Source organism: Lonsdalea britannica, from assembly GCF_946477055.1.
GTDB lineage: Bacteria > Pseudomonadota > Gammaproteobacteria > Enterobacterales > Enterobacteriaceae > Lonsdalea > Lonsdalea britannica_A.
This window is the reverse complement of the sequence record NZ_CAMKXG010000128.1, coordinates 1-10,001: the sequence shown is the minus strand read 5'-3', so window position 1 is coordinate 10,001 and position 10,001 is coordinate 1. Positions and strand designations below refer to the sequence as shown.

10 protein-coding genes and 1 pseudogene are annotated in these 10,001 nt (G+C 56.8%); 5 read left to right on the top strand and 6 right to left on the bottom strand.

Annotation, left to right across the window (positions count from 1 at the left end; translation table 11 throughout):
* From Q7O77_RS10120 to fpr, 3 genes are all read left to right on the top strand, one after another.
* Positions 1–891 (top strand): FGGY-family carbohydrate kinase (locus Q7O77_RS10120; protein ID WP_304166542.1); only part of this gene is annotated, 891 nt, incomplete at its 5' end.
* Between the two features lie 142 nt (positions 892–1,033).
* Positions 1,034–2,044, top strand: coding sequence for a class II fructose-bisphosphatase (gene glpX, locus Q7O77_RS10115; RefSeq protein ID WP_304166539.1), 1,011 nt, complete (start codon positions 1,034–1,036; stop codon positions 2,042–2,044).
* 165 nt (positions 2,045–2,209) lie between these two features.
* Positions 2,210–2,956: a ferredoxin--NADP(+) reductase gene (gene fpr, locus Q7O77_RS10110; RefSeq protein WP_304166536.1), complete on the top strand. Its 747-nt coding sequence runs from the start codon at positions 2,210–2,212 to the stop codon at positions 2,954–2,956.
* 3 nt (positions 2,957–2,959) lie between these two features.
* Here fpr and Q7O77_RS10105 read toward each other — a convergent pair whose 3' ends face one another.
* The gene (locus Q7O77_RS10105) at positions 2,960–3,382 is read right to left on the bottom strand and encodes a DUF805 domain-containing protein (protein WP_304166534.1); all 423 of its coding nucleotides are present in this window, start codon (positions 3,380–3,382) and stop codon (positions 2,960–2,962) included.
* A 164-nt stretch (positions 3,383–3,546) separates the two neighbouring features.
* Between Q7O77_RS10105 and Q7O77_RS10100 the strand changes: the two genes are divergently transcribed.
* Positions 3,547–4,137 (top strand): DUF1454 family protein, encoded by a 591-nt coding sequence (locus tag Q7O77_RS10100; protein WP_085651742.1) that lies wholly within the window; start codon positions 3,547–3,549, stop codon positions 4,135–4,137.
* 126 nt (positions 4,138–4,263) lie between these two features.
* Entirely contained in the window at positions 4,264–5,031 is a 768-nt protein-coding gene (gene tpiA / locus Q7O77_RS10095) for a triose-phosphate isomerase (protein ID WP_026740879.1), read from the top strand.
* A gap of 65 nt (positions 5,032–5,096) precedes the next feature.
* Here the strand turns inward: tpiA and aguA are convergent, their stop codons facing one another.
* From aguA to Q7O77_RS10070, 5 genes and pseudogenes are all read right to left on the bottom strand, one after another.
* Positions 5,097–6,200, bottom strand: a complete 1,104-nt coding sequence (gene aguA, locus Q7O77_RS10090) for an agmatine deiminase (RefSeq protein ID WP_304166528.1) — start codon at positions 6,198–6,200, stop codon at positions 5,097–5,099.
* Positions 6,201–6,203: 3 nt separating this feature from the next.
* Positions 6,204–7,088, bottom strand: coding sequence for an N-carbamoylputrescine amidase (aguB, locus tag Q7O77_RS10085; protein WP_304166526.1), 885 nt, complete (start codon positions 7,086–7,088; stop codon positions 6,204–6,206).
* Positions 7,089–7,272: 184 nt separating this feature from the next.
* Positions 7,273–8,235, bottom strand: coding sequence for a 6-phosphofructokinase (pfkA, locus tag Q7O77_RS10080; protein WP_118894700.1), 963 nt, complete (start codon positions 8,233–8,235; stop codon positions 7,273–7,275).
* 225 nt (positions 8,236–8,460) lie between these two features.
* Positions 8,461–9,363 carry a CDF family cation-efflux transporter FieF gene (gene fieF, locus Q7O77_RS10075; RefSeq protein WP_085651746.1) on the bottom strand — a complete coding sequence of 301 codons (903 nt, stop codon included), beginning with the start codon at positions 9,361–9,363 and terminating at the stop codon, positions 8,461–8,463.
* A gap of 99 nt (positions 9,364–9,462) precedes the next feature.
* Positions 9,463–9,896, bottom strand: a pseudogene (locus Q7O77_RS10070) (helix-turn-helix domain-containing protein).
* Positions 9,897–10,001 lie beyond the last annotated feature (105 nt).

The window sequence follows — 10,001 nt, the reverse complement described above, 5'->3', positions numbered from 1 at the left end:
GCGCTGGATATTCCCCGCGCCATGTTACCGAGCGTTCATTCATCGTCCGAGATTTATGGGAAAACCAATATTGGGGGGAAAGGCGGCACGCGTATTCCTATCGCGGGCATCGCCGGTGACCAGCAGGCGGCGCTGTACGGTCAGCTGTGCGTCAGCCCCGGCATGGCGAAAAATACTTACGGCACCGGCTGCTTCCTGTTGATGAACACCGGTACGGAAGCGGTGAAATCCGAACATGGCCTGCTGACCACCATCGCCTGTGGCGCGCGCGGCGAAGTCAACTATGCACTCGAAGGCGCCGTATTCATGGGCGGCGCGTCCATACAGTGGCTGCGTGATGAGCTGAAGCTGATTGGCGACGCGACGGACTCCGAGTACTTCGCCGGTAAGGTGAACGACACCAACGGCGTTTACGTCGTCCCCGCGTTCACCGGGCTGGGCGCGCCTTACTGGGATCCCTACGCGCGCGGCGCCATCTTCGGACTGACACGCGGCGTGAACGCCAACCACATCATCCGCGCGACGCTGGAGTCCATTGCCTATCAAACGCGTGACGTGCTGGACGCGATGCAGGCGGATGCAGGAACGCACCTGCACTCGCTGCGGGTCGACGGCGGCGCGGTCGCCAATAACTTCCTGATGCAGTTCCAGTCCGACATTCTGGGCACGCGCGTCGAACGTCCTGTCATTCGCGAAGTCACCGCGCTGGGGGCCGCCTTCCTCGCTGGTCTGGCGACCGGATTCTGGAGCGATCTGGATGAGGTCAAAAGCAAGACCGCCATCGAGAGGGAGTTTCGTCCCGGCATTGAAACCGTGGAGCGGAATTATCGCTATCGCGGCTGGCAGAAAGCCGTGGCGCGCGTACGCGCATGGGAGGACCATGACGATTAAATCGCCTGTCGCTTAAATCCCCCACAACTTTGATCGGGCGCATCTGCCGCGCCCATTTTCTCCCCGCCGCTTTATCTCCCGTTCCGACCCCTGTGATAATATTGCCGCACTTATTCTTGCCAGAGATAACGGACAGATATCCATGAAACGTGAATTAGCCATCGAGTTTTCCCGCGTCACCGAAGCAGCGGCGCTGGCCGGTTACAAATGGCTGGGGCGCGGCGACAAGAACGCGGCGGACAACGCGGCGGTTCAAGCCATGCGCATTATGCTGAATCAGGTCGACATTGACGGTCAGATCGTCATTGGCGAAGGTGAAATCGACGAAGCCCCCATGCTGTACATCGGCGAAGCGGTAGGGACCGGTCAGGGCGATGCGGTGGATATCGCCGTCGACCCGATTGAGGGCACCCGCATGACCGCGATGGGTCAGGCGAACGCGCTCGCCGTATTGGCGGTAGCGGAGAAAGGCGCTTTCCTGCACGCGCCGGACATGTACATGGAAAAACTGATCGTCGGTCCTCAGGCCAAAGGCGCGATCGATCTGAACCGCCCGCTGGAAGACAATCTGCGCGCCGTCGCCAAACAGCTGAACAAACCGCTGCATGAACTGACGGTCACCACGCTGGCCAAGCCGCGCCATGACGCGATCATCGCCGAGATGCAGCGCCTGGGCGTGAAAGTCTTCGCGATCCCGGACGGCGATGTGGCCGCCTCTATCCTCACCTGTATGCCAGACAGCGAAGTTGACGTGCTGTACGGCATTGGCGGCGCGCCGGAAGGCGTTATTTCCGCCGCCGTGATCCGGGCACTGGACGGCGATATGCAGGGCCGCCTGCTTGCTCGCCATGAAGTGAAAGGCGATAACGAAGAAAACCGTCGTATCGGCGAGCAGGAACTGGCGCGTTGTCGCGAAATGGGTATCGAAGCTGGCAACGTGCTGGCACTCGGCGATATGGCTCGCAATGACAACGTCATCTTCTCCGCTACCGGTATCACCAAAGGCGATCTGCTGGAAGGCATTGCCCGCAGCGGCAACATGGCCACCACGGAAACGCTGTTGATCCGAGGTAAATCGCGCACCATTCGCCGGATCCGCTCCACCCACTACCTCGATCGTAAAGATCAGGCGTTGCACGAATTTCTGTTATAAAACCTAAACTCACACTGTTTCACAGCTGTTAAAAGATCGCGTATCTTAGGGGCCGACTCACATCGGCTCTGCATCTGAAAAAACCCTATGCACAGCCATGTTAATTCATTTGCAGATTGAGATATCGTGCCGCTCGCGGCAGGCTGCAACAGGAGTATTCGAACTATGGCAGTATGGCTAACGGGAAAGGTGGTTGAGGTAGAAAACTGGACGGAAAGTCTGTTCAGCCTCCGGGTACGCGCGCCGGTCAATACGTTTACCGCCGGGCAGTACGCCAAGCTGGCGCTGGATGTGGACGGCGAGCGGGTTCAACGCGCTTACTCGTACGTGAATGCACCCAGCAACGACACGCTGGAGTTCTATCTGGTGGATGTGCCGGAAGGCAAACTCAGCCCCCGTCTGCACCAGCTCAAAGAGAATGACGAACTGCTTATCACGCAGGAAGCCGCTGGCTTCTTCGTCCTGGAAGAAGTGCCTCCCTGCGACACGCTATGGATGCTGGCGACCGGCACGGCCATCGGTCCTTATCTCTCCATTCTGGAAGAAGGCCGCGGCGTAGAACGCTTCAAGAACATCGTGTTAGTCCATGCGGCGCGCTTTGCCCGGGATCTCAGCTATCTGCCGCACATGCAACAGCTGCAACAGCGCTACAACGGCAAGCTGCATATTCAAACGGTCGTGAGTCGTGAGGAGTCTGCCGGTTCACTCACCGGACGCGTTCCTGCGCTGATCGCGAGCGGCGCGCTGGAAGCGGCGGTCGGCCTGCCGATGGATGCCGCCACCAGTCATGTCATGGTGTGCGGCAATCCACAGATGGTGCGAGATACTCAGCAACTGCTGAAGGATGAGCGCCAGATGACGAAACATTTGCGCCGTCGGCCTGGCAACATCACCGCTGAAAATTACTGGTAGAAATCAGGAACGGAGCCGCAGCGGCTCCGGCTCTGGACCAAAGCGGTTTGCGCCCGACGTTCCGGCAAAATAGCCGCAGTCCAGCAACATCATGATACCGATCAACGAGGGCAGGAAGCGCCCCAGCCCCCACTGCCCCAGCGAAGGCAGCATATACCAGTTGCCGCTGCCCAATAGCCACGCCAACACGAGCAGCAATGCCCACCACCCGCTCTTGTTGCGATCGTGCAGCCGTTTTATCAGTACGGCAGAGGTGGGCCACATCAGCGCCACCAGCGCGAAGGCGGCAGTCTGAGTCGGCAACCAGTTCTGCCCCGCCAGTGCGAAGAGCGCAATCGTCAGCACTACCCAGGTCACCATCCACAGCCAGAATTCCCGCCGCCCAAGACGGCCACGAAAAGAAAAGCACCACTGTTGCACTGTCATCTCAAGCCTATTCCGATAGCTGTTTTCTGGCGACGAGTTTACCTTAATGCACAGTTTCTCTCGTATTTTTTACGCGAATTTTGACAATCCCTAACTAATACCGCTTTAATCACAAGGCCGCTTGACGGCATAACGGCTACTGCGACGACATTGACGAACACGCTATGAAAAAATCTCTACTTATCCTTTGCTTGCTCACCGCCGGAATACATCAGGCCAGCGCCGTCAGGGCAGACGCGTTGTTTCAGCACAAAGGTCCTGCTGCGCCCTATCTGCTGGCCGGCTCGCCAACGTTCGACATGACCCTCGTCCAGTTTCGTACCCGCTATAATCTCAGCAATCCAACGCTGCCGATTGGGGAATATCGGGTCGTAGAGACCAACGAAGATTCTCCTATGCTGACCCGCGCCGCCAGCAAGATCAGCGATATGCTCTACTCCTCTACCGCGCTTGAGAAAGGCACGGGCAAGATCAAAACGCTGCAAATCACCTTACTGCCGGGTTCGAAAGATCCTGATGAGGCGGGCCGACGCAAACAGGCGCAGGAGTATATGGCCGCGCTGCTGCGGGTGTTCGTCCCCTCGCTGACGCGCGAACAAAGCCTGAAAAAAGTCGATACCCTGCTGACGCAAGGTAAAGGGCATCCTTTCTTCCAGCAGGAGGAGGGGGCACTGCGTTATGTGGTGGCAGATGGGGGCGAAAAAGGGCTAACGTTCGCGGTTGAACCGATTAAGCTCACGCTGGCAGAATATTGATCAAAGCCGCTATTAGGCACGAAAAACAGAGCCACGAGGTCTTTTCATCTTTATACTGTCGTCAGGTTACACTGCCGAGCGGCAGTGACGTATTGATTAACTTGCTATCCGTCTGGAGGAAAAAAGATGCGACATCCCTTAGTCATGGGCAACTGGAAGTTGAACGGTAGCACCCACATGGTTCACGAACTGATTGCTGGTCTGCGCAATGAACTGACCGCAGTTGCGGGCTGTGACGTAGCTATCGCTCCGCCGGCTGTTTACCTGGGTCAGGCTAAGCACGAACTGTCTGGCAGCCGTATTGCCCTGGGCGCGCAGAACGTTGATGTAAACCTTTCCGGCGCATTCACCGGCGAAACTTCTGCCGACATGCTGAAAGACATCGGCGCTAAATACATCATCATCGGTCACTCAGAACGCCGCACCTATCACAAAGAAAGCGATGAATTCGTTGCTAAAAAATTCGGCGTACTGAAAGAAGCCGGTCTGACTCCGGTTCTGTGCATCGGTGAAACTGAAGCAGAAAACGAAGCAGGTCAGACTGAAAGCGTTTGTGCTCGTCAGCTGGATGCCGTTCTGAACACGCTGGGCGCCAAAGCGTTTGAAAATGCTGTCATCGCCTACGAACCTATCTGGGCTATCGGTACTGGCAAATCTGCCACTCCGGCGCAGGCACAGGCTATCCACAAATTCATCCGTAGCCACATCGCTAAACAGGATGCTGCGGTAGCTGAACAGGTCATCATCCAGTACGGCGGTTCCGTTAACGCGTCTAACGCAGCTGAACTCTTTACTCAGCCGGATATCGACGGCGCGCTGGTTGGCGGCGCATCACTGAAAGCAGATGCTTTCGCCGTGATCGTGAAAGCCGCAGCAGAAGCCAAAGGCGCGTAACGCCCTCGGTTTTATTTGCTGTGAAAAACGGCTCCTTTCGAGGAGCCGTTTTTTTATGGGTGGGATTATTCCGCGCGTGCTGACGGGATTTGCTGGGTGATGCAGTGGATATTGCCACCGCCCAGCAATATTTCACGCGCTGGGACGCCGCTGATCAGGTAATCCGGGAACATCTGCTGCAACAGCACATGGGCCTGACGGTCCGTACGTTTATCCAGCAACGGATAAATCACCTGACGATTGCTGATCAGGAAGTTAACGTAGGAGCCCGCCAGACGAGAACCGGCGATACGTTCAATCGCTTGCCCGTCGACATCAACACCTTCCGCTTCCGCCTGCGTCATATACAGCGGACCCGGCGCAGGCAATTTCCAGATTTTCAGATGTCGACCGTGGGCATCTCTCGCCTTGGAGAGCACCTGATATGCCGCCATAGACCGCGCATATTGGGGATCGTTTTCATCTTCGGTCCAGTGCAGCGCAACCTCGCCGGGACGCACGAAGCAGCACATGTTATCGATGTGCCCATCCGTCTCGTCGTTGTAAACGCCGGACTCCAGCCAGATAAAGGCGGATACGCCCAGATAGTCCGTCAACAGTTGCTCGATCTGCGCCTTATCCAGATGCGGATTGCGGTTGGGATTGAGCAGGCATTCCGCCGTCGTCAGCAGTGTACCTTCGCCGTCGGTATGGATAGAACCGCCTTCCAGCACCAGCGGCGCGACATAGCGAGCATCGTGGTGGTAGGCCAGAACCTGCTGCGCGACCTCTTCATCGCGACGCCAGTCCGCATACAAACCGCCCTGCCCTCCGCCCCAGGCGTTGAACTGCCAGTCGACGCCGCCGCGTTTGCCCGCGGGATTCAGCACAATCGTCGGCCCGGTGTCGCGCATCCAGGCGTCGTCGCTCTCAATCTCAACCAGCGTGACGCTGGCCGGCATGATACTCCGCGCATGCGCCATCTCTGCCGCCGGGACCCCCATAATGACCGGGGTCGTCTGGGCAATCGTCGCCGCAACGGTAGAAAAGGTCTGCTGCGCGGGGATCAACTCCCCGACAGAGCGCCAGTTGTCGCGGCGATACGGCCACAGCATCCAGACCGCTTCCTGCGGAGCCCACTCTGCGGGCATGGCGAAACCGTCCTGAAACGGGGTGGTCAGCTGTGACATGATTTATCTCCAGGTTTTGCCGTCGGAAGTACCAATGACGTCATACATTTCCGGGCGACGGTCGCGGAACAGGCCCCAAGTTGCACGCATCTGCGCGATTTCCTGCAGATCGAAACTGTGCACCAGCACCGCTTCGTCGGTACGGGTGGCCTGCTGCACCAGCGCGCCGGTCGGATCGGCGATGAAAGAAGAGCCGTAGAACGTCATTTCCAGCCCGTCGATATACTTGCTGGCTTCCGTTCCGATTCGGTTGGAGGCCACCACCGGCACCAGGTTGGCGGCGGCGTGCCCCTGTTGCACACGCGTCCAGTGCGGCTGGCTATCCCAGTCCGGGAAAGCCGGTTCAGAACCAATGGCCGTCGGGTAGAAAATGATCTCAGCCCCCATCAGCGCCAGACTGCGGGCGGTTTCCGGGAACCACTGATCCCAGCAGATACCCACGCCGACCTTGGCGTAGCGGGTCTGCCACACTTTGAAGCCGGTATCGCCAGGAATGAAGAACTGCTTTTCCTGATAGGCCGGGCCGTTGGGGATGTGCGTTTTACGATAAACGTCCAGCACGCTGCCGTCCGCATCGATCATCACCAGCGAATTGTAGTAGGCGTTATTGGCACGCTCGAAGAAACTCAGCGGCAACACCACTTCCAGCTCGGCGGCCAGCGCGGAGAAATGTTTGATCAATGGACTGTTATCGAGGCTCTGCGCCAACGCGTAGTGTTCAGGATTCTGGTCGATGCAGAAATAAGGCGCGGCAAACAGCTCCTGGATCAGGATGATTTGCGCACCCTTTGCGTGCGCCTGCCGCACCAGTTTTTCCGCGTTTTCGATATTTCTGGGCAGGTCCCAGGTGCAGGCCATCTGCGTGGCGGCAACAGTCACTTTTGTCATGCGAAACCTCGATAATTTCTGCGTTTATGCTCTTGCTGAACCGCCGGAAAAGGCTAATTCAATCAGCGCCAAATAAAAGTTTAGGTCAACCTATCACCCTGTGCCTGCGGATGACAGCCAAAAGAAATCCCGCCCCCTAAGGGACGGGATTTCATACACCCTGCCACAACGGGCCAACAACCAATCAGAACAGTTTTTTCGCCGTTTCCAGCCAGTCGCCCTTGAATGGACGTTTCATGTTCTCGATAGCGTCGATAATATCATGGTGAACCATTTTTTCATTCTGGATCCCCACACAACGACCGCCGTATCCCTGCAGCAGCAGTTCAATGGAGTAGGCGCCCATGCGGGAAGCCAGAATGCGGTCGTAAGCGACCGGAGAACCGCCGCGCTGAATATGGCCCAGTACGGTCGCGCGCGTTTCACGCCCGGTTTCCTGCTGGATGTAGCTGGCCAGCTCGCCCACATCGCACATCAGTTCAGTGATGGCAACGATAGCGTGTTTTTTGCCTTTGGCAATCCCGCCTTTGATCTCAGCGACCAGATCTTCTTTTTTGAAGTCGACTTCCGGCACCACGATGAACTCGCAGCCGCCAGCGATAGCTGCCGCCAGCGTCAGGTCGCCGCAGTGACGGCCCATGACTTCAACAATGGAAATACGCTGATGAGAGGAAGACGTGTCGCGCAGACGGTCAATCGCTTCAACAACCGTGTCGAGCGCGGTGAAGTAACCGATGGTGTAGTCCGTACCTGCCACATCGTTATCGATCGTGCCCGGCAGACCGATGCAAGGGAAGCCCATTTCGGTCAGACGCTTGGCGCCCATGTAGGAGCCGTCGCCGCCGATAACGACCAGCGCATCCAGACCGCGTTTTTTCATGTTTTCTACGCAGACCTGACGCACGGATTCTTCACGGAATTCAGGGAAACGGGCAGAGCCTAGGAACGTACCGCCGCGGTTGATGACATCTGACACGCTATAACGGTCGAGCTGCGCCATGCGATCTTCATACAAACCCAGATAGCCATCATAAATTCCATAAACTTCCAGTCCTTCCGTTAATGCAGCGCGCACCACACCGCGGATAGCTGCGTTCATGCCTGGCGCATCGCCACCGCTTGTGAGTACTCCGATTTTCTTAATCATGACAACCTCTGGATTTGTAGATGTTAATTCGCAGATTTTTGATATCGTGCGCGAAGTTTGCGGCATTCAACACTGACAACGCAAACCTCTCACCTTCTTGTACGCATTTTATAACAAATACCCTCGGCTGAATTGATTCAAGTCAGGCTTAAAGACCAATAATTTCCCTGTGGAGTATCACATATTTACAAAAATATAACGCCTACGTGATAATTCTCTGTTGAATCAAATGTTCCACCACCCTCGCTGGGCGTCAGGAACAGCCGATATTGGGTCCTGGTGAATAATGATATCGGCATCGGGAAAGCGTTGCAGCAATGCTTTCTCCAAATCGTCCGCAATCTGATGAGATTCCACCAACGGCAGGGTATCTTCCATTTCTAAATGCAGCTGGATAAACCGCGTGGGGCCCGCTCGTCGCGTTCTTAGCTGATGAGCGCCGCTAATGCCCGGCCACGCGGTAACGATATCGGTAATTTCCTGCCGTTCTTCATCCGGCAGTGCTCTATCTAATAGGGCTTGAATGGCATCGTACGCCATCCGCAAAGCGCTGTACAAAATATATGCGCCAATACCGAGCGCGAACACGGCATCCGCCCAGGTCACGCCTTTCCAGCTAAGTCCCAACGCGACCAAAATCGCCCCGTTCATCATCACGTCGGATTGATAGTGCAGCATATCTGCGCGCACCGCCTGACTGTGGGTACGGGCCACCACCCAGCGCTGGAATGCGACCAAGAACCCCGTCACGATCAGCGCGACTATTGTCACCCACATCCCGACGGCCGGATCCTTCAGTTCTTGGGGAGAAATCAAGTGCTGGAAACCGGTCAGCAGCAGAAATAACGCCGACCCTGAGATAAACATGCTCTGAGCCAACGCGGCGAGTGACTCGGCCTTACCGTGACCGAAAGTATGCTCGGAATCCGCCGGCTGCAATGAGTAGCGCACCACCAGCAGGTTGATTAACGAGGCGGCGATATCCACCAGCGAATCGACCAAAGACGCCAGCAAACTGACCGACCCGGTATACCACCACGCAAAAACCTTCAGAGCAAAAAGCGACAGCGCCGTTGCGGTCGCCAGAATAGCGGCTGTCGTCACCAGGCGCCCGTAGCGTGAATCCATACCCACCTCCCATGAAAACAAGACGTTAAGTATAGCGGATCGGGCTGATGGGATCCGAACAGGTGCTTTTGGCAGTTAACGTGTCTTTGGAAACAGGCACTAACGCCGCAATATTTTTTGCAGTCGTGCCTGTTCCCATCGCGCCAGCCGCCCATGCAGCAGGAACAGTTTTATCGCTCTCAGCGCCAGAATCCCGCCCCAAATCAGCAGCGGCCAGAGAAACCAGTGGCTTTGGGGAGCGGCGAGTCGATTGATGACAAATAGCGCCAGAAGCGGCTTTCTTCCCGCACCTGATGCCGGGCATCTTGAATACGCTGCTCCAGCGGTTCACCCGCCCCCTGCGGCGTCGCGCCATTTTCCATTAACGCCGACACCTTGACCTCAAAGGCGGCGGCAATCGCACCGAGGGTTTCCAGACTCGCGCGTTCGCCATTTTCTATGCGCTGTATTGTCCTGACGCTCAATGAAGACAGCTCAGCAAGCTGCTCCTGCGACCAGGCCCGGTTGAGCCGTAACGATTTTATCGGATTCATCTCTCTTTCCCATGATGGTAAAACACGCCGATGAGCGTATACCCCGCACGCTCTATGCAACATGACAGCCACCCGACAGTAACGTGACAGCGCACAGACACCCTG

What these genes read in the sequence shown, in the direction of transcription:
- glpX (WP_304166539.1), top strand. Translation starts at nt 1,034, where the DNA reads ATGAAACGTGAATTAGCCATCGAGTTTTCCCGCGTCACCGAAGCAGCG.
- fpr (WP_304166536.1), top strand. Translation starts at nt 2,210, where the DNA reads ATGGCAGTATGGCTAACGGGAAAGGTGGTTGAGGTAGAAAACTGGACG.
- Q7O77_RS10105 (WP_304166534.1), bottom strand. Translation starts at nt 3,382, where the DNA reads ATGACAGTGCAACAGTGGTGCTTTTCTTTTCGTGGCCGTCTTGGGCGG.
- Q7O77_RS10100 (WP_085651742.1), top strand. Translation starts at nt 3,547, where the DNA reads ATGAAAAAATCTCTACTTATCCTTTGCTTGCTCACCGCCGGAATACAT.
- tpiA (WP_026740879.1), top strand. Translation starts at nt 4,264, where the DNA reads ATGCGACATCCCTTAGTCATGGGCAACTGGAAGTTGAACGGTAGCACC.
- aguA (WP_304166528.1), bottom strand. Translation starts at nt 6,200, where the DNA reads ATGTCACAGCTGACCACCCCGTTTCAGGACGGTTTCGCCATGCCCGCA.
- aguB (WP_304166526.1), bottom strand. Translation starts at nt 7,088, where the DNA reads ATGACAAAAGTGACTGTTGCCGCCACGCAGATGGCCTGCACCTGGGAC.
- pfkA (WP_118894700.1), bottom strand. Translation starts at nt 8,235, where the DNA reads ATGATTAAGAAAATCGGAGTACTCACAAGCGGTGGCGATGCGCCAGGC.
- fieF (WP_085651746.1), bottom strand. Translation starts at nt 9,363, where the DNA reads ATGGATTCACGCTACGGGCGCCTGGTGACGACAGCCGCTATTCTGGCG.